The organism is Bosea sp. BIWAKO-01 (assembly GCF_001748145.1).
Lineage (GTDB): Bacteria > Pseudomonadota > Alphaproteobacteria > Rhizobiales > Beijerinckiaceae > Allobosea.
In genome coordinates, this window is record NZ_BCQA01000001.1 from 2,530,309 (window position 1) to 2,548,980 (window position 18,672).

General features: G+C 65.0%; 18 protein-coding genes and 1 tRNA gene. 12 read left to right on the forward strand and 7 right to left on the reverse strand.

The features are described 5' to 3' along the window. Positions 1–61: 61 nt before the first annotated feature. Positions 62–388: a DUF1330 domain-containing protein gene (locus BIWAKO_RS11710; RefSeq protein ID WP_069878827.1), complete on the reverse strand. Its 327-nt coding sequence runs from the start codon at positions 386–388 to the stop codon at positions 62–64. Between the two features lie 141 nt (positions 389–529). On the opposite strand from BIWAKO_RS11710, the gene BIWAKO_RS11715 reads away from it, so the two are divergent. Then, positions 530–925 carry a hypothetical protein gene (locus tag BIWAKO_RS11715; protein ID WP_069878828.1) on the forward strand — a complete coding sequence of 132 codons (396 nt, stop codon included), beginning with the start codon at positions 530–532 and terminating at the stop codon, positions 923–925. A gap of 117 nt (positions 926–1,042) precedes the next feature. Here the strand turns inward: BIWAKO_RS11715 and BIWAKO_RS11720 are convergent, their stop codons facing one another. Next, positions 1,043–2,860, reverse strand: a complete 1,818-nt coding sequence (locus BIWAKO_RS11720) for a glucan ABC transporter ATP-binding protein/ permease (RefSeq protein ID WP_069878829.1) — start codon at positions 2,858–2,860, stop codon at positions 1,043–1,045. Positions 2,861–3,001: 141 nt separating this feature from the next. On the opposite strand from BIWAKO_RS11720, the gene BIWAKO_RS11725 reads away from it, so the two are divergent. Both BIWAKO_RS11725 and BIWAKO_RS11730 read left to right on the forward strand, forming a co-directional pair. Continuing rightward, positions 3,002–3,772, forward strand: coding sequence for a motility protein A (locus BIWAKO_RS11725; protein WP_069878830.1), 771 nt, complete (start codon positions 3,002–3,004; stop codon positions 3,770–3,772). A 14-nt stretch (positions 3,773–3,786) separates the two neighbouring features. After that, positions 3,787–4,611, forward strand: coding sequence for an OmpA/MotB family protein (locus tag BIWAKO_RS11730; protein ID WP_069878831.1), 825 nt, complete (start codon positions 3,787–3,789; stop codon positions 4,609–4,611). A 31-nt stretch (positions 4,612–4,642) separates the two neighbouring features. Here the strand turns inward: BIWAKO_RS11730 and BIWAKO_RS11735 are convergent, their stop codons facing one another. Further along, positions 4,643–5,170, reverse strand: coding sequence for a CAP domain-containing protein (locus BIWAKO_RS11735; RefSeq protein WP_244523416.1), 528 nt, complete (start codon positions 5,168–5,170; stop codon positions 4,643–4,645). Between the two features lie 4 nt (positions 5,171–5,174). Further along, positions 5,175–7,790, reverse strand: coding sequence for a DUF3772 domain-containing protein (locus BIWAKO_RS11740; RefSeq protein ID WP_084651269.1), 2,616 nt, complete (start codon positions 7,788–7,790; stop codon positions 5,175–5,177). A 466-nt stretch (positions 7,791–8,256) separates the two neighbouring features. Here BIWAKO_RS11740 and BIWAKO_RS11745 point away from each other — a divergent pair, with 466 nt between their 5' ends. The 7 genes from BIWAKO_RS11745 to BIWAKO_RS11775 all read left to right on the forward strand — a co-directional run bounded on the left by BIWAKO_RS11745 (position 8,257) and on the right by BIWAKO_RS11775 (position 14,154). Beyond that, entirely contained in the window at positions 8,257–8,724 is a 468-nt protein-coding gene (locus BIWAKO_RS11745) for a (2Fe-2S)-binding protein (protein WP_069882390.1), read from the forward strand. Between the two features lie 124 nt (positions 8,725–8,848). Beyond that, positions 8,849–11,041: a xanthine dehydrogenase family protein molybdopterin-binding subunit gene (locus BIWAKO_RS11750; RefSeq protein ID WP_069878832.1), complete on the forward strand. Its 2,193-nt coding sequence runs from the start codon at positions 8,849–8,851 to the stop codon at positions 11,039–11,041. A gap of 10 nt (positions 11,042–11,051) precedes the next feature. Continuing rightward, on the forward strand, positions 11,052–11,498 hold the full coding sequence (gene soxX / locus BIWAKO_RS11755) for a sulfur oxidation c-type cytochrome SoxX (RefSeq protein WP_069878833.1): 447 nt from the start codon (positions 11,052–11,054) through the stop codon (positions 11,496–11,498). Positions 11,499–11,574: 76 nt separating this feature from the next. Further along, positions 11,575–11,955, forward strand: a complete 381-nt coding sequence (locus tag BIWAKO_RS11760) for a thiosulfate oxidation carrier protein SoxY (protein ID WP_244523417.1) — start codon at positions 11,575–11,577, stop codon at positions 11,953–11,955. Positions 11,956–11,966: 11 nt separating this feature from the next. Further along, positions 11,967–12,290, forward strand: coding sequence for a thiosulfate oxidation carrier complex protein SoxZ (locus tag BIWAKO_RS11765; RefSeq protein ID WP_069878835.1), 324 nt, complete (start codon positions 11,967–11,969; stop codon positions 12,288–12,290). A 16-nt stretch (positions 12,291–12,306) separates the two neighbouring features. Further along, complete coding sequence (gene soxA, locus BIWAKO_RS11770) at positions 12,307–13,059, forward strand: sulfur oxidation c-type cytochrome SoxA (RefSeq protein WP_210185089.1); 753 nt, start codon at positions 12,307–12,309, stop codon at positions 13,057–13,059. A 165-nt stretch (positions 13,060–13,224) separates the two neighbouring features. After that, the gene (locus BIWAKO_RS11775) at positions 13,225–14,154 is read left to right on the forward strand and encodes an alpha/beta hydrolase (protein ID WP_069882391.1); all 930 of its coding nucleotides are present in this window, start codon (positions 13,225–13,227) and stop codon (positions 14,152–14,154) included. A gap of 4 nt (positions 14,155–14,158) precedes the next feature. On the opposite strand, the gene BIWAKO_RS11780 is transcribed toward BIWAKO_RS11775, so the two are convergent. After that, a complete protein-coding gene (locus tag BIWAKO_RS11780; RefSeq protein ID WP_069878837.1) occupies positions 14,159–15,271 on the reverse strand; it encodes an ROK family protein in 1,113 nt (370 codons plus the stop codon). 224 nt (positions 15,272–15,495) lie between these two features. On the opposite strand from BIWAKO_RS11780, the gene BIWAKO_RS11785 reads away from it, so the two are divergent. Then, on the forward strand, positions 15,496–15,975 hold the full coding sequence (locus tag BIWAKO_RS11785; protein ID WP_069878838.1) for a DUF2938 domain-containing protein: 480 nt from the start codon (positions 15,496–15,498) through the stop codon (positions 15,973–15,975). Positions 15,976–16,016: 41 nt separating this feature from the next. Here BIWAKO_RS11785 and BIWAKO_RS11790 read toward each other — a convergent pair whose 3' ends face one another. Next, on the reverse strand, positions 16,017–16,760 hold the full coding sequence (locus tag BIWAKO_RS11790) for an aspartate/glutamate racemase family protein (RefSeq protein WP_069882392.1): 744 nt from the start codon (positions 16,758–16,760) through the stop codon (positions 16,017–16,019). 445 nt (positions 16,761–17,205) lie between these two features. Here BIWAKO_RS11790 and BIWAKO_RS11795 point away from each other — a divergent pair, with 445 nt between their 5' ends. Further along, positions 17,206–18,102: a diacylglycerol/lipid kinase family protein gene (locus tag BIWAKO_RS11795; protein ID WP_069878839.1), complete on the forward strand. Its 897-nt coding sequence runs from the start codon at positions 17,206–17,208 to the stop codon at positions 18,100–18,102. A 194-nt stretch (positions 18,103–18,296) separates the two neighbouring features. On the opposite strand, the gene BIWAKO_RS11800 is transcribed toward BIWAKO_RS11795, so the two are convergent. Then, positions 18,297–18,381: transfer RNA gene (locus BIWAKO_RS11800), tRNA-Leu, on the reverse strand. Between the last annotated feature and the right edge of the window lie 291 nt (positions 18,382–18,672).

Here is an 18,672-nt window from a genome sequence, read left to right on the forward strand (position 1 = left end):
CGAGGGATATACGCGCGGCGTTCGAGAATTGTTGGCTCCACGGCGCCTCGTTCGCAAGTATTCACTGCCGGCGTAGCACGTCCGTCGCCAGATGGTCGGACGAAACACCGTCGATGAAGAAGACCGCGCCGGTGGAGTTGCGAATGCGCAAGGGCAGGATCGCCTGATAGGCCTCTGATTCATACCAGGCCTTCGCGGCTGCCCGGTTCGGGAACTCGATCACGATCACGTCGCCCGACCAGCTGCCCTCCAGCAGCTCCGGCGGACCGCCATGGATGATGAAGCGCCCCTGGAATGGCGCCAGCGTCGCGTCGATGCCTTCGAGATAGCCAATGATCTCGGGGCCGAGGGCGACGTGGGTGAGGTGGGCCATGGCGTAGGTCTTCATCGTGGGATCCCCTTGTTGGCAGCCGGGCTGGTCTGCCGATATCGCGACCTTCGCCCGCAAGTGGAATGAAGTCGATTACCTCAAGGGTTATCGCGGCAGCCTGTTCGCAATCCCGCCGCAAACCGGCGCGACAGCTGGGGCATGACCAAGCGCCTCCTTCGTTCGCTGCTCTGCGGCGCCACCCTCGTTACTGAGCTGATCGCGGCGGATCAGGGCAGGGCGCAGCCCGAGCCGAGCTTGCGTGTGGCCTGTTCCGAACTGCGGCAGGCACTGCGCGGGCTCGAAGGGAAGGAGGGCGAACTCACGACCATCCAGGTCGAGGGAGAGTTGACCATGGTCCGCTCCGACGGGGTGCTGGTCTATCTCGCGCTCTGTCATGCGCCGGATCCGCAGGTTCTGTGCGTCACCTACGCCGAGAATGGCAGCAAGCTCGGCGACGGGGTCGTGGCCAGCGGCAGCTACGAACGGGTCGGCCCCAACCATGTGAAGCTCGATCCCTGCCTGCATCACGAACCGGACAAGGAGCGACCGCGCTAAGGCCCAGGCCCGAAAAGTGGATTGCGGTTTTCGGCACCGCCGATGCACACAAGGTTACATCATCGGGCCAGGTAGGAGATCCGGTCCGATGATCCAAGGCCGTCCGGTGCAGCGCGGTCAATCGGCCGCGAGCTTCTGGGCGAGTGGGCTGACTGCGTCTTCTGCCAGGATCGCGACCGGCTTGTCTGCGACGAGATACTGCGCCCGGGCCAACGCGGCGAAGCGCCCGCCCTTGGCGACGAGTTCGTCGAAGGAACCCATCTCGATGACGCGGCCCTGCTCGAAAACGAGGATTCGATTGGCGTTGCGGATGGTGGCCAGGCGATGCGCAATGACGAAAGTCGTGCGGCCCTTCATCACCTCGTCGAGCGCCTTCTGGAGCTTCACCTCCGTCGCAGCATCGAGCGCGGAGGTGGCTTCGTCGAGAATCAGGATCGGTGGGTTTTTGAGCAGCGCGCGGGCAATCGAGAGGCGCTGGCGCTCACCGCCCGAGAGCGTGCGGCCGCGTTCGCCAACCAGGGTGTCGAGCCCGTCGGCCTGGCGCGCCATGACTTCGGTCGCCTGGGCCCGGTCGAGCGCCTCCAACATCTCGGCATCGGTCGCGTCGGGCTTGCCGACGGTGAGATTTTCGCGGATCGAGCGGGCGAAGAGCATCGGCTCCTGAAAGACGACGCCGATGTTGCGGCGCAGGCTGAGCAGCGAGATCTCCCGAATATCCCTGCCGTCGGCGAGGATACGGCCGGATTGCGGATCGAAGGCGCGGTGCAGCAGGCCGAGCGTGGTCGACTTGCCGGAGCCGGTCGAGCCGACAATGGCGATGGTCTCGCCCGGCTCGACCGTGAAGGACACGTCGGCCACCGCGGCGCGCTTGCCGTCATAGGAAAACGAAACGTCATCGAAGGTGATGCGGCCCTCAAGGCGGCCGGCATCGGGCGCGCCCGGGAGATCGCGCACGGCCGGCATGGTGTCGAGCACCCCGAAGAATTCGCGCATCTTCGGTGCCTGCATGAAGATGAAGTTCACGAAGGAGACGATCTGCTCGAGCCGGCCGACCAGCATGGTGGCGAAGCCCATGAAGGTGACGATTTCACCGACGGTTGTCTGCCCCATCATCAGGAGCCAGGTGCCGACGACGAAGATCGCCAGCACGGTCAGCGTCGCCGAGGCGCGGGTTGCCACCGTCGCTATCGCCCACCAGGACAAGACCGGAAGCTGCGCCTCCAGCAGGCTGGCGATGGTGTTGCGCAGTCCGCGTACCTCCGCTTCGATGCGGGTGAAGCTCTGGATCACCGGGACATTGCCGAGCGCGTCCGAGGCGCGTTCGGCAAGGTTGGAGTGGTAACCTTCGACATTGCTCTGGAGCTGCTCGGTCTTGCGCAGCACGAACGCCGTCAGCGTGCCGAAGAGCACGACGAGGCTGATCAGCAGCAACCCGAGCTGCCAGTTCTTCCAGAGGGTGAAGGGCAACAGGATGAAGAGCGCGACGAAGCTGGCGCAGTGTTCGCGGAAGAAGGAGAGCCACAGCGCCCACATGCCGCTGGTGCCCTCCAGCATCACCTTGAGCACCCGGCCGGAATGGGTCTGGGTGTGGTAGGCCAGCGGCAGCGTCAAGGCGTGCTCGAAATAGTCGGCCATCACGGCGAGGCGGCGGCGATGGGCCAGCCGGTCGGCATGGAGGGCAACGAAGACGCTGGCTCCGATATTGAAGAGCCCGAAGCCGACCCAGGCCGCGATCAGGACATTGATGTCGCTCCAGCTCGGTCGTTGGCCGGAGCTTTGGATCCCGGTCAATCGGTCGATCAGCGTGCCGAACAGCATCGGCTCGGCGAAGGCTGCGGCCGCCAGCAGGATATTGGCGAGCGCAAGGATCAGCCCCAGCCGCTTTTCGGGGCCGAGTTCGCCGAGGACGCGGGCATAGAGCGCAAACAAAGACATCTGCGGAGCATTATCCGACCCGCGGCCCTGAGCAAGTGCTCAAGCTTAACGCTTCGTTCAAACCGCTCCCGCTATGGTTACCAGACTGCCAAGACGGGGCGCTGCGCGGATGCTGGATCTGCGTGGATCAGGGTGGCTTAAATGGATATCGCAACCGGCGTTGGCATTCTGGGCGGTATCGCGACAATCGTTTCGCTGATCATGATCGATGGCGGCAATTTCGCCGCCTATTGGGACAAGCACGCCGCCATCATTATCTTCGGTGGCGCGTCGGCTGCGACCATGCTGCGCTTCCCGTTCTCCGTGATTGCCCATGGCATTCCGATGGGCTTCCGCTTCGCCTTCACGATGCGCTCGATCCATCCGCGCGAGCTGATCGACGAGATTACGCGCGTCGCCGCGATCGCCCGCAAGAGCGGCCCCGTCGCGCTGGAAAGCGTCGAGGTCTCCGATCCGTTCCTGGCCCAGGGCCTGCGCTACATCGCCGACGGCTATGACAAGGAGTTCATCCGCGACACGATGGAGCGTGACCGCGACAACTTCCTGCAGCGGCTCGACGAAGGTTCGAAGGTCTATCGTGCCATCGGCGACTGCGCCCCGGCCTGGGGCATGATCGGCACGATACTCGGCATGGTGACGATGTTCGCCAATATGAGCGACCCGTCAAAGCTCGGCCCCGCCATGGCGACGGCGCTGCTTGCGACGCTCTATGGAGCGATGGTCGCGAACATGTTCACGCTGCCCATCGCCGACAAGCTGCACATCAAGCTCGAGGAAGAAGAGATCTCGCGCACGCTGATCATCGACGGCGTCCTGCAGATGCGCGATGCCAAGAGCGCGACGCTGGTGCGCGAAATGCTGCTCGCCTATCTCCCCGACCATCATCGGGCCGAGATGGCGGCAGCTGCCTGACGGAAACCTGAGCGATGCCGAAGAAAAATCGCGGCGGCCACGGCGGTCACGGCTGGTTCGTGACCTTCGCGGATCTGATGGCGCTGCTGATGGCGTTCTTCGTCATGGTCGCGGCCTATTCGAGCCAGGACAAGAACAAGCTCCAGATCGTCGCGGGCTCGATGCGCGAGGCCTTCGGCACGCAGACCGACATGCGGCTAGCCGGCATCGTCGAGGTCGACGGCATCCCGACCAAGACCCATATCAAGAACGCCTATATTCGGCCGCTCAGCGATGCGTCCGACACGACAGCGCCCAATCACAACCAGCAGAAGGAAGACGGGCTGGTCTCGGCGACGCATGACCGTGGCTTTGCGCTCGCGGCCGCCTCGCTCAGGCAGGCCCTGCGCGAGATGCCGGAGATCGCCGAGCTTTCGCGCAACATCCTGGTGGAGGTTTCAGAAGCGGGCATCGACATTCAGCTCGTCGACCAGGACGGGCGGGCGATGTTTGCCGAGGGCTCGGCGCAGCCGAACGAGCGCATGCGCAAGTTGCTCGCGGCCGTCGCCCCGACGCTGCGGCGGATGTCCAACAAGATCGCGATCACCGGCCATACGGCCGCGCCACGTCCCGGAGCGACACCGGAAGGCAATCCCTGGGAGCTTTCTGTGGCTCGTGCCGCGGCGGTCCGCGAGATCCTCAGCACTGCGGGCTTCCCAGATGACCGCTTCGCCTCCGTCACCGGTAAGGCAGACACCGAGCCGCTGATCAAGGACAATCCCTATCTCGCCTATAACCGGCGCGTGGGGATCGCTCTCAAGGCGGATGCACCGCCGCTGCCCTTCGCCGCGAAACCCTGACTGAGTCTCGTCTCAGGGCACCAGCCTTGCCTCACGGCGCAAGGATCAGTGCCCAGTAGACCTGATATTTCGAGCCCGGCGCATAGGCGGTGGCAATGCCCATGCGGGTGGCGCCAGGTGTCTTCATGACGCGGTCGTGCTGCGGGGAGTCGCGCCAGCCCGAGAAAGCCTCGGCCAGACGGCGGTAGCCGGCGGACAGATTGGCTTCCGCTCCCGGCTGGCCGGCCCGCGCCAGCCGCGCCTTGACGGCTTCGGCCTGAACGGGCTTGTCGGCCGAGGCCATGGCGGCGGCCTCCTGCTCGGCAGCCTCGACCAGGGCCGGATCAAGTTTCAGCGTGCCGAGCCCGTGGTTCATCCGGTAGGCCGAGATCATGGCGCGCGCCTCGTTTGCATCGACCCGGGCCGAGGGGGAGCCGAGATCGCGGTAGAAGGCAGGCTGGCTCGTCCGGGCAGGCTCGGTGCAGCCGGCAATGCCGAAGACGGCGAGCGCACCGGCGACAAGGGCGGGGCAGGTCATGCTCCGGTGCGCCACGACGGCTGCGCGGAAAGGCTTGGGCATCGCATCATTCCTTGCTGTCGTCCTTGGACGCATCCTTGGCCGGCTCGGACGCAGGCGTGGCTTCGCGCCGCACCTGCTCATCCGGCACCTCCTCACCCGTCTCACCGTTGAGGAGGCGGGGCTTTGATGCGCGCGCGGTGGTTACGGCTTTCTTGCGATGCGAAGGCTTTGTTTCGCGCCCGACGGCGGCAGCGATGTCTCCGAGCGATTGTTCGATGCCGTCGAGGCCCTTGACGAGCAGCTCCGCGCCGGCTGCCGGCCCTTCCATTTCGGTCAGGCGCTTGTGAATGGCGAAGTTGAGATCGCTGGTGACGCGACCGACGATGTCGACATCTGCGACGACGCAGATCAGGTCGAAATCCATCGTCGAGGTGCCGATCTTCTTGAACTGCACGGTTGGCGGCGGCTTCTGCAACACGTCGCCATGGGAGTGGGCGGCCTCGGCCAGCATCGTGCGCACGTCAGACGCGTCCAAACTCCGCGGCACGGTGATCGAGATCAGCGAGCGCCCGGTGCGATCGGCACGCACCCGGTTCCTGACCACGCCAGAGACAAGGTTGGAGTTCGGCACGATCACGGTCGAGCGATCGAAGGTCGCGATCTCGGTCGAGCGGACATTGATACGCTTGACGATGCCTTCCGCGTCGCCGACCACGACCTGATCGCCGACCCGGATCGGGCGCTCCCACAGCAGGATCAGCCCCGAGACGAAATTCGAGACCACGGACTGCAGGCCAAAACCGATACCGACGGAGAGGGCGCTGGCGACGAGGGTCAGCCGTTCGAGGCTGAGACCCAGCGCAGAGACCGAGAGCGCAACGGCCGCGGCATAGCCGAGATAGCCGGCGGCGGTGATGATCGAGTTGCGCAGGCCGGTATCGAGCTGCGTCGTCGGCAGGAACTTGCCTTCGAGCCAGCCCTGGGCGCCGCGTGTCGCCGTCAGGGCGAGCGCGAAGAGCAACCCTGAGACGATGATCGAGGAGAGCGAGATCGTGACGCCGCCGACCTGGAAGCCGAAGAAGGCGGCGCGCAGCGATGTCAGGAAATCGACCGATTCCAGGCCCCAGGGGGCCAGCGCGAGCATCAGCGTCACCACGATCAGCACGAGCTTGAGCAGCCCGGTGACGATGACGGCGATCTTCTGCAGCGCCGAGCCCCGGATGCCGACGCCGGCCTTCAGGGTCAGTGCGAAATGTCCGTTGCCGGTCAGAAGCTCGCTGATGCCGAGATCGAGCAACTGGTAGGCAAGGACGAACAGGCAGGCGAGGATGCCGAGCCAGAGCACCTGCTCGGTCAGGAAGGAGGCGAAGACGACATAGCCCGTCAGTGCAGCCAATGCGATGACGAGGCCGACGATCCAGCCGAAGACGCGGATCGGCCCGAGCGAGGCGCCATCGACCGCCACATAGGGGCCGAGACAGGCCTCCTCCTCGACTTCCTTGTCGTCGCGAAGCTGGTAAAGCCCGGCGATAAGGACCGCCGCGAAAACGAGCACAACCACGCCGCGGACGACAATCGACGATGCCAGGCTGGCGGCGATGGCTTGGAGCCAGGCCTCGAGCACCTTGCCGGTCGATACGACGAGCGCGAGCGACGCCGCGATCCAGACCACTGTCCGGGCTGTCGAATCCATGACGCTGACAAGGCGCCGCTGCGGCTTGTGCGGAGCAAACAGGGCGTCGGCCAATGCCTGGACGAAAGCGAAGATCGCAAGCCCGACGACGATGGCCCAGATGACCGGCTGGATGCGTGGCGGCAGAAGGCCCGCAGTCTTGAGCGCGGCGTAGATCAGCCAGCTTGCGAGTGCAGGCGGGGCCGCACCGGCCACGATATGGGCGAGCGCGACATGAAGGCAGCGCAAGCTGTTGGTCTCGCTGGTCGGATCGAGCCGTTCCGCAAAGCGTGGCAGGTAGCGGGCGCGGGCGACGTAGAGCAGGATCGCCCCGAGGAAGGCGATGGCGACGAGCGCTCCGCGGGCCGTGCTGGATGCTTCGAGGACGACGGAGAGCCAATCCCCGAAGATCAGGCCAGACGCGCGCATGTCCTCCGGCGAAGTCGACAACGCTGCGCCCCAGAGCTCCGGGTTGACGATGGCGGGACCCGGCGCGAACAACGCCTTGGCGAAGAGGTCGCGGCGCCGGTCGCCGATGCTGGCCAGAAGCTGTTCGGCCTGGAGAAGGGCCGAGCGTGAGATCTTCAAGGTCTCGTCAGCGTCGGCAAACGCCTTCTCTCGTGTTTCGCGCTCGCGGACGACTTCGGCGGATTCGGCTGGCGCCTTTGCGTCGGGCTTCGGGCCGAGTTGCTCGATGCGCAGCTTGGCCTGCTCGGTCTTCGGAGCCTGTTCCTCGGTAATATGGCGGAGCTGTTCGAGCAGAGGCTGCAGCCTGAGCCTGTGCCGCTGCAGCTCGGCGTCGGTCGCATTCGGGTTGGCGAAGAGGGTCTCGATCTGGGCGAGTTCAGCACGCGCTGCGTCGAGACGGGTCCTGGCCGGAGCCGGATCGGGAGCCTGGGCCCAGCTCTGTGCGGCAAAGATCAGGGCTATGGCCAGAAGCCCGAGCGCCGCCAGTGCGGCGCGCCACGCTGTGGCGATGGAAAGCTCTCGAATGGCGCGGGCCGTCATGGCGATCCTGGCTCGTTCAGGCTGATTCGACGCGATGGCGCACCTCGCCCTCTCCAGCTGCGTAAGGCAAGGCGAGATCGGAAAATGCGTCGGATAGGGCAAGGACGGCACCTTGTTGCTGGAAATGCTGAACGCGCGCCCGATTCATCACATTGATGTGAGAAATGGTGCTGTCAGCGTAAGGCGAGGATCGTCGTGATCGTCGATAATCGGGACGTGATCATGGCAATCAGGGGGCCGATTGCGCATATTTGGGTCGATAGCGCTCGGGTCGCATGGCATCCCGGGGCGTGGCGGCTGGAGAAACGGGCGCGGCGCTCGCATTTTTGGCATTGGCGCAACCTCGCTTTCAGGGTTTCAATCTCATCTAAATACAATCTGGCCGCGTGCCCGTTGGCATGACGGACTTTTGGCGAGGCGCGCTGGCTCTCTCGCCACTCTTCTGAAATCGAACCGGGAGGTTGCGGTGGCGAAGCTGAGCATAAACGGCAAAGTGCTGGATGTGGCGGTCGATGGCGACACGCCACTGCTTTGGGTGATACGCGAACAGATCGGCCTGACCGGAACGAAATATGGCTGCGGCGTCGCGCAATGCGGTGCCTGTACCGTGCATATCGACGGGGTCGCGACGCGCTCCTGCGCGCTCCCCGTGAGCGCCGTTTCGGCGGAACAGAAGATCGTGACCATCGAAGGGCTTTCGCCGGATGGATCGCATCCGGTGCAGAAGGCCTGGATCGCCCATGATGTTCCGCAATGCGGCTACTGCCAGAGCGGCATGATCATGGCCGCTGCTGCGCTCCTCCAGGCCAATCCCAAGCCGAGCGAGGCCGATATCGCCAATGAAATGACCAATATCTGTCGCTGCGGTACCTATACGCGGGTCAAGGCGGCGATCCTGGATGTGGCGGCCAGCGGCACGCTCGGCCGCGGCTGAGCTTCATCGAGCGGCCCGACTGAGCGTCGGTCCGCATCTTTCACGTTTTGCCTGGGTAGGGTCGAGCGCGACGGGCCAGGTGCCCCTGCTCCCCTGCTTCCCCCACCGAAATCTGGAGGACGCCATGATTTCTGCCTCGGCTGACACATCTCCGACCCTGTCCCGCCGCACCATGCTCGCCGGCTCCGCTGCGGCGGCCGGCGCCTTCACTTTCGGCTTTGCCATACCGTTCGCTGACGAGGCGATGGCGCAGGGGGCGGTCAAGGAAATCAATGCCTGGGTGGTGGTCCATCCCGACGACAAGGTGGTGATCCGCATCGCCCGGTCCGAAATGGGGCAGGGGACGTTGACGGGTCTCGCCCAGCTCGTCGCCGAGGAACTGAACTGCGACTGGGCAAGGGTGACGACCGAATATCCGACGCCAGGCCAGAACGTCGCGCGCAACCGCGTCTGGGGTAATTTTTCGACGGGTGGCAGCCGTGGCATCCGGGAATCGCATGAGTATGTCCGCAAGGGCGGCGCGGCGGCGCGAATGATGCTGATCCAGGCTGCTGCGAACCAGTGGGGCGTGCCGGCGGCGGACTGCTCCGCCGAGAAGAGCATCATCACGCACAAGGCTTCCGGACGTTCGCTGCGCTATGGGCAGGTCGCCGAGGCGGCTTCGAAGCTCGAGGCCCCCAAGGATGTTCCGCTCAAGGATCCGAAGGACTGGACGATTGCCGGCAAGCCGCTGAAGCGGCTCGACACGGTCGACAAGACCAATGGCGCCAAGATCTACGGCATCGATCTGAATATGCCCGGCATGCTCAATGCCGCAATCAAGGACTGCCCGGTCTTCGGCGGCAAGGTGAAGAGTTTCGACGCTGCCAAGGTCAAGGCCATGCCGGGTGTGACGCATGTCGTGCCGGTGGGCGAGACGGCCGTCGCCGTCGTCGCCGAGACCTGGTGGCAGGCGAAGACGGCGCTCGATGCGCTGCCAATCGAGTGGGACAATGGCGAGAATGCCAAGGTCTCGAGCGAGAGCATCGCTGCCTGGCTCAAGGAAGGTCTCGATGCGCCCGAAGCCGTCATTGGCAACCAGGTCGGAGACGCGAAGGCTGCGATCGCCAGGGCCGCGCGTGTCGTCGAGGCGGTCTATTCCTATCCCTTCCAGAACCACGCCACGATGGAGCCGATGAACGCGACGGCGCGCTACACGCCGGAGCGTTGCGAGGTCTGGACTCCGACCCAGAACGGGGAGGCGGCGTTGGCTGCGGCGTCCGAAGCCTCGGGACTGCCGATCGCCAAATGCGAGGCCTACAAGATCGATCTCGGTGGCGGGTTTGGCCGGCGCGGCGCGGTGCATGACTGGGTCAGGCAAGTGGTTGCCATCGCCAAGCAGATCCCCGGCACGCCAATCAAGCTGGTCTGGTCGCGCGAGGAGGACATGCTGCACGGCCGCTACCACCCGGTGACGCAGTGCAAGCTGACCGGCGGGCTCGACAAGGATGGCAATCTGACCGGGCTGCACATGCGCATTTCCGGCCAGTCGATCGTTGCCGGCATCTTCCCGCAGAACATCCAGAACGGGCGCGACCCTGCCGTCTTCCAGGGCCTCAATCCACCGGGGCCGGAGGCTTCGATCGGATATGGCATCCCGAATCTGCTGATCGACCATGCGATGCGCAATCCGCATGTGCCCCCTGGCTTCTGGCGCGGCGTGAACCTGAACCAGAACACGATCTATCTCGAGTGCTTCATGGACGAGCTCGCCCATGCGGCGGGCAAGGACCCGCTCGAATTCCGCCGGGCGCTGATGAAGAACTATCCCAAGCATCTGGCTGTTCTCAATGCGGTCGCCGAGAAGGCGGAATGGGGCAAGGCGCTGCCGGCCGGGGTCTATCGCGGCATCTGCCAGACCATGGGTTTTGGCTCCTATGTCGCGGCGGTCGCAGAGGTTTCGGTCAGCGCTGAGGGCAAGCTGAAGATTCACCGCATCGTCGCGGCGACCGACCCGGGCCATGCCGTCAACCCGGCCCAGATCGAGCGCCAGGTCGAGGGCTCCTTCGTCTATGGCCTTTCGGCGGCGCTCTATGGGGAGTGCACGGTCAAGGACGGGCGCATGGTCGAGGAGAATTTCGACACCTACACCGTGCTGCGCCTGGATGAGATGCCGGTGGTCGAGACGGTGATCGTTCCGTCCGGCGGCTTCTGGGGTGGCGTCGGCGAACCGACGATCGCGGTTGCCGCCCCGGCGGTGTTCAACGCGATCTTCGCGGCGACGGGCAAGCGTGTGCGCTCAGTCCCGCTGAAGAACGTGGATCTGCGGAAGGCTTAGGACCCGGCGCATGACGCGCCTCGGCCTCGCCACAGCCCTTCTGCTCGGACTGGCTTCCTCCGGGCCGGGCGCGGCGCTGGAGCCCTACGCCGTCGTCGGGGACGCGATTCCGAAGGCTCTCGGCGCGCTTGCCGGCGATGCGGCGCGAGGGCAGGTCATCCTGCGCGACCGGGAGCGCGGCAATTGCCTGATCTGTCATCAGGGGGCGGATCCGGCAGAGCCGTTCCAGGGCGCGATAGGGCCGCCACTGGCCGGCATCGGGACCCGGCTCGACGCCGGGCAGATCAGGCTGAGGCTGGTCGATTCATCGCGGCTCAATCCGGAGACGGTGATGCCGCCCTATTACCGGACCGAGGGCTTGCACGATGTCGCCCCGGTCTATCGTGGCAAGCCGGCTCTATCGGAGCAGGAGATCGAGGATGTCGTTGCCTATCTCGCCACTCTCAAGACATTCTGAGTCCGCCCCGAGTCGGCGTGACATCGTCGTCGGTGCTGCGGCCGGGATCGGCCTGGCCAGCCTGCCGAAGGCGGCGATGGCTGCGACGCAGCCGGCGCTGCCGGAGCTGATCGCGCGGCTGACCGATGGCGCAGTGCCGGTGCGCGGCAGGATCACGCTGGAGATTCCGGCGCTCGTCGAGAACGGCAATTCGGTCGATACGAGGATCGTGGTCGAGTGCCCGATGACGGAGGCGGACCATGTCCGCTGGATTCATCTTATCGCCGAGAAGAACCCGTTCCCGGACATGGCGCGGTTTCATCTTGGGCCCCGCTCCGGCCGCGCCGAGGTCGCGACCACCTTGCGGCTGGCGACCTCGCAGAAGGTCACCGCCGTCGCTGCGCTCAGCACGGGGAGCTATCTCATGAGCGATGCCGATGTCGTCGTGACGTTGAGCGCCTGCATCGACGGCGGATGAGGGGAGATCCGATGGCATTCAACGCCCGCATCAGCATGCCGACGGAAGCGCGCGCCGGCGAGATCATCGAGATCCGCGTTCTGACGCGGCATCCGATGGATCGCGGCGGCCAATCCGACGGCAAGGGGGGCACCGTTCCACGGAAAATCCTGAACCGGCTGACGGCGACCTATTCCGGGGAACCGATCTTCCGGCTCGACATGTATACGGGGGTCTCGGCCAATCCCTTCGTCTCCTTCACGACGCGCGCGGTCGAGACCGGCGACATCGTCTTCGAATGGCGCGAGGATGGCGGAGCGGTCTTCACCCGGACGGCCAGGCTGACGGTGACGTGAGCACCGGGCGATGTGGTTGAAGCTGGCTTTGGGACTCCTGATCGCGACGCTTGGCACGGCCGCGGGCGGCGAAGAGGTCACCTCGGGGAGCGCCTTCCTGTCGCCCGATCTGCGCCGACAGCAGGATGATCCGACGCGCAACCCGGCCTGGTTCTGGGTCGAGCAGGGTCAGGAACTCTTCAGCCGCAAGCCAGGGACCAGCCAGGCCTGCAGCCAGTGCCATGCCGAGCCGGAGAAGGGTCTGCGTGGCGCGGCGACGCATTATCCGCAGGTGGATGCCGGCACCGGGCAGCTCCTGAATCTCGAGGGACGCATCGAACAGTGCCGCGTGGAGCGGCAGAAGCAGCCAGCCTTCGGCTATGAGAGCGGTGAACTTCTGGCACTGACGGCCTATGTCGCTTCGTTGTCCCGGGGCTTGCCGATGGACGTCGAGACCCGGGGTCCGGCACAACCCTTCTATGACGCGGGCAGGGCCTTTTTCGAGCGCCGCCAGGGGCAGCTCAACCTCTCCTGCAAGCAATGCCATGACGGGCTGGTTGGCCAGAAGTTGCGTGGCGACACGATCAGCCACGGCACGGGGACCGGCTATCCGGCCTATCGGCTGGAATGGAACGGCGTCGGTTCGCTGCATCGGCGCCTGCGCGCCTGCTCGCTCGGCGTCCGGGCGACGCAGTTCGACTATGGCGCGCCGGAATATCTGGCGCTCGAGCTCTATCTTGCCGGGCGTGCGCGCGGCCTGCCAATCGAGACGCCGGCCATGCGGCGTTAGATCATTGGATCGGATATCGTATCCCGTCCGATGATCTAGCCATCTGTGATGGCATCGGCTTTGCCCCGAAAACCGCAATCCACTTTTCGGGCCGATGCTTTAGCTCTTGGCGGACCGACCGAGAACCGTCACGATCCCGGCACATTCATGTCGGAGATCCGGCGGATGCTTCGCCTGCCTGCCCTGCTTGCCGCCTTCGGGTTCGCCAGCGTTGCCGTTGCCCAGCCGGCTCCAGAACCTCCGGCTGCTGCGGCCGCCTCATCGAATCCGGCGCCGTTCGTTCTGAAGGACACCGAGGTCCGGACGATCCACGCCAAGGCGCTGCAGCGCGACTACGAAATCTATGTCAGCCTGCCGGCCTCCTATCACTCCTCGCCCCGCCGGCGCTTTCCCGTGCTGTTCGTCACCGACGCCGATTACGCCTTCCCGCTGGTGCGCAGTATTGCCCGCCGGGTCGGCAATCGCGGTCAGGGGCTGGAAGAGTTCATCCTGGTCGGTCTCTCCTACGCGCTCGGCGACACGCCGCAGTTCAGCCGCCGCCGCGACTACACGCCGACGCCCAATGGCGAAAAGACGAAGGACGAGTCCGGGCGCACGCCAATCTTCGGCGAAGCGGAGCCCTATCGCCGCTTTCTTGCCGACGAGGTGATGCCCTTTGTCGCTTCGACCTATCGCACCGACACCCATCGCAGCATCTTTGCCGGACATTCCTATGGCGGGCTGCTTGGCGTCCATATCCTGCTGACCGAGCCGAAGATGTTCTCGCATTACATCATCGGCAGCCCTTCGCTCTGGTACGACCAGAAGGTGATGCTTGCGCGCGAGCGTGCCTATGCAGAGGCGAACAAGGAGCTGAAGGCCGACGTGCTGATGGCGATCGCCTCCTTCGAGACGATCAGCAAGGCCTCGCCGCGCTATAGCAGCAAGCTCGACATGATCGCCGACCTGCAGGAATTCGAGAAGGCGCTGCGCTCGCACAACTATCCCGGCCTGAAGCTGACCACAGAGATCATCCAGGACGAGGATCATCTCACCGTCTTCCCCGCGATCATCACGCGTGGGCTGATGTGGGCGCTGCCGGCAAAGCGGAGCTGAGCGGTCAGCCCTTCCTGTCGTCGGCCTTTCCATTCTTGGCCCGGTCGCCGCGGCCCTTCGGCTTCGTCCGGTTCCGGTAGCTCGCATTGCCCAGGCCGGTGCCGATGGTCAGCACCGCCCAATGCTCGACATCCTGCATCGAGGGCATCTCGCTTAAGCCCTGGATGACGGCGTCGTTATGCATCACGACCGTCGTCTCGTGTCCGCCGATCTCGGGGACCATCTCGCGGACGCTCTCGACCAGGTTGAACCGGCTGCTCTGCCAGTTGCCAGGCAGATTCTGCGCCCCGCGGTCGATCGAGCCGTCCCGCTCGATCAGGCCGGGGCAGCCGACGCCGATGAAGGGAGCAACGCGAAGGCCCGCCTTGCCGGCCTGCTTGATTTGGCCATCGAGCATCTTGCCGAGCCGCTTGATTGCGTCGTCGCGGTTGGTCTCCTCGTCGGCGTGGCGCCAGAGTTCGGATTGCCAGACCTTGGCCTTGGCGAGGTCCGGCGCCTTGTCCTGGCGCAGCTCGACGATGCCGGCGCGAATATTGGAGCCGCCGATATCGACGGCGACGAGGCTGTCATAGGCCTCGAAGATCCATTTCGGCGCAAGATGGGCGCTGCCGACCAGTCCCGCCTCGTCGGGATGATGGCGGATCGGCACAAGGTCGATACTATGTCCGTCCGTCTGCAGGATGATGCCGGCGCGTGCGATCGCGAGTTCGCCGACGCGGCTCTGGCGGAACCCGCCGCCGACCACGATACGCTCGACGGCGCTCCAGGGCTTCAGCCTGGCGAAGCGGCGAATGACGAAGGCCAGAGACTGGGCGTAGCGTTCGATGGCGCTGAGGATGAGAGCCGCCTCGCGCGGCTCACCTTCGCCGAGCAGCGCGTCGAACTCTTTCTTGCCGATCTTGTCGGAGTCGACCGTGATCGGGTCGTCGCCGGTCCGGCGCAGATGCTCGCGAAGGGCGTCGAGATGGTCCAGGAATGCGCCACGCTTGGCCTTGTCACCGACGAAGCCGTCCTCGTCGCGAACCTCCAGATTATAGCTGGTGACGACAACCGAGGGCAGTTCGTCCACTCCGTGAGGACCGCCCGCGCGTGCTTTCACCGTCGTTTCCAATGCCATGTTCCGCTATCCCCGTTCTGTCTTCTGAAGGGAACGGCGTCGGTGGTCCCAGGGTTCCACCGGGAGCCGGCTGTCGCGTCATGCGATGAACGGCGCATGACGCCCCTGCACAGAGGGCGCGGGGAAAACCACGCCCAGCGATTGACCACACGCGGTCTCTTCCCTTCCATTGCCGGCGAGGCGCGGCGGCCGACGCGCCCATGGGTGGATTCCGGGGATGTGCGATGCTTGAGTTTCTTGTGCGTGCGGTGCTGATCGGCGTCGGTGCGACCCTCCTGTTCGATCTCTGGGGCCAGTTCTTGAAACGTGCCTTCGGCTTGCCTGCCCCGAACTGGGCCATGACCGGGCGCTGGTTCGGCCATCTGGCGCAAGGTCGACTGGCGCATGAGGATATTGGCCGCTCCGAGCCGGTGGTGAACGAACATGCCCTCGGCTGGATCGCGCATTATCTGATCGGCATTCTGTTCGCGGCGGTCCTGCTGGCGATCTGGGGGCTCGACTGGGCCCGCAATCCGAGTCTCGCACCCGCGCTGATCGTCGGTCTCGTCACGGTCGGCTGCGGCTGGTTCATCCTGCAGCCGGGCATGGGCGCCGGGATCGCGGCGTCGAAGAAGCCGAATGCCGGCCAGATCCGCGCCATGAACATCGCGGGCCATATCGTCTTCGGCGTGGGGCTCTACGGTTCGGCGCTGTTGCTGCGCTGAGCGTGCCGGCGGCAGCTCCCCGGTTCAGGACCTTCCTCGGTTCAGGACCTGGCGAGAAGGGCCGCAAGCGCGGGCGACAGGCCGACACTCCCGACCGGCGCCGGGAAGGCGAGATCGCCGCTCGCCGGTTTCGCCGCGCCGCCGTTGAGAGCGGCCAGGACCGCTTTCATGCCGGTCTGGACCGAGCAGATCACCGGAATATCGAGATGTGGCTGGACGCGTGCGGCGAGGCCGGCCAGTCCGGCGCCGCCGAGAATGACGGCTCCGGCGCCGTCGCGTTCCGCCGTCTTGCGGCAGGCTGCGGCGAGCAGTGCAATCGAGCCATCCGGGTCACGGGCGATATCGGCCCCCGTTGGAGTGACGGTCTCGACCGAGGCAAGCCGGCCGTCGAGGCCAATCATCGCGACGAACTCGTGCAGGATCGGTCCCCAGCGCTCGCCGCCGGTGACGATCGAGAACTGCCGGGCCATCGCCGCGGCGGCCAGGCAGCTCGCCTCCGCCATGCCGACGACGGGAACGGGAGAGATCTCCTTCAGGGCGTGAAGCCCTGGGTCGCCAAAGCAGGCGAGATAGACCGCGTCGCAGCCGGCGCCATGCTCGGCATAGGCCTCAAGGGCGGCATGGGCCGCGATCGCCCCCGCGCTGCGGCTCGAAATATACTGCGCGCCGAAGCGGCCGGTCACCGGATGCAGGGCGACATCGGACGGAGCATGCGGCGCCACCACCTGCATGACGAGATCCGTCATCGCCTGGGTCGTGTTGGGATTGATCAGCAGGATACGCAAGAGAGCCTCGGGCAAGGTGCAGGATCCAGGCTTAGCGAGCCCGCGGCCTCAGGCCAAGCCGCCAGCGCGGACAAGGTCCAAGTCACGTACGCATAGAGGGCGTTTCGCAGATGGAGCGATCGGGCTTTCCCGGCAGTCCGGAGCTACGGCCTGTAAGCGACGATGAAGGGCGGTCGTGGGTTGGTAGCGGGGGCTATCAACCCGAACCGCCCGGCTCGCGCATCGTCTTCCCAGATTTGCGAGCCCCGCGCGTTCAATCCAGTGGGCTTGTGGACAGGTGCGGCATCGGGCTTCGTGCAGGTTCTTGAGGGGCGCGTCCTAAACCTTGCAGTTATAGTCCCGGATGGTCGAATTCTTCGGCCAACCTCGTTGCGCCTGCTGCAATGTCCGCATGTCGAGGCCCAAAAATGGCTGGCTCATCAAAAGCGAAGCAACTAGGTCGCGAATGATGTTCGTTCTATTCAACCCTGTTGCGGGAAGGGCTCGTGGGCTTTCGGTTCGCGAGCTCGCCAGGCTCTTTCCCGAATCGACCGTCGTCGAGACCAGGATGGCGGGAGACGCGGAAAAGCTGGCGCGGCAAGCTGCCGAGGATGGGCATGACTGCATCGTGGCTGTCGGAGGCGACGGCACGATATCGGAAGCCGCGTCGGGAATGATCGGATTGCCTGCGGAACTCGGTGTGTTGCCACTCGGCACGGCGAATTTGTTCGCGCAGGAACTCGGCATCCCGCTTGATATCGCGGAAGCTGCTCGCATCATCAACGAAGGGTTTTCAGCGCCGGTTTATCCGGGATTATACTCTGCTGCTGGCGTTCCGGAGCGAGTATTCGTCCAAACTCTGGGAGTTGGATTTGATGGTTCGGTCGTCCGACGCTTAAACAAGGATGCGAAGAAGCTCGTTGGTAAGCTCGCCTATGTCATCGCGGCGATACAGTGCCTGCTGCTGCATCGAGATCCAAAGTTCACAGTACGAATTGATGGAGGCCCGGATGAAATCGTTTCGGGCTTGCTCGTGATGAAGGGCAGGTTATACGCAGGCCCCTTCATTATCAGCGAGAACGCCACGCCAAAGGCCTCAGGTTTCATCGTTGCGCTTCTGCGTGAAGGAAGCCGGTTCGCGCTGTTGAAGTCCGCATTCTGTCTCGTCACGAATCGGTTTTCGTCGCTTTCGTTCGTCGAAATGAAACGCGCCAACCATGTCTCCGTTCGTGGAACGTCAGATGTGCAGATCGATGGCGATCTGGCGCCGCCGCCTCCGGCGGAGATTCATGACGCCGACTCCTGCGTTCATGTGCGCGTCCCCCGATCGACAGCAGTGAAAGGCTCCGGAACGCTGACCTGAAGCGGCTTGAGGCCTCGGCAATCATGAGGTGGGACATCTTGCGCCCCGTGCCTGAAGACGGTGCCGCGCTGTATCTAAGGGGGACCGCGAGAAGCCCGCGACATCCGCCATCGGCCAAGTCGCGCGATAAGACTGGATACCGGCCTCGCGCACTTTCCGCGAACGCAAGTGAACACGCGCGTTTCGAAGATGAATGGTGCCCCTGGCCGGGATCGAACCAGCACTCCTTGCGGAACTCGATTTTGAGTCGAGCGCGTCTACCAATTCCGCCACAGGGGCCCAAGCACGACACCGCCGATCTTTCGACCGCGGTACATGCCCTCAACGGGCCGGCGGACTATAGCGATGGCGCGCGCGCGGTCAACGGATCGTGAGCAGGCATTGTGCGGAGCTGTGAATGATGGACAGCCTGACGCTATCGGGGCTAGACAGCCTCGCTAGCGGAGCCAGCCCGGTTGGCCGGCGACGCCCGCCGGAAGATGGCCTTTGCGCGCGCAGGCACGCTTGAGGGCTATTGTCCGCTCCTGAGGACAAAACAGCCGCATGTCGGCCCTCATCGGGCGGCGCGAA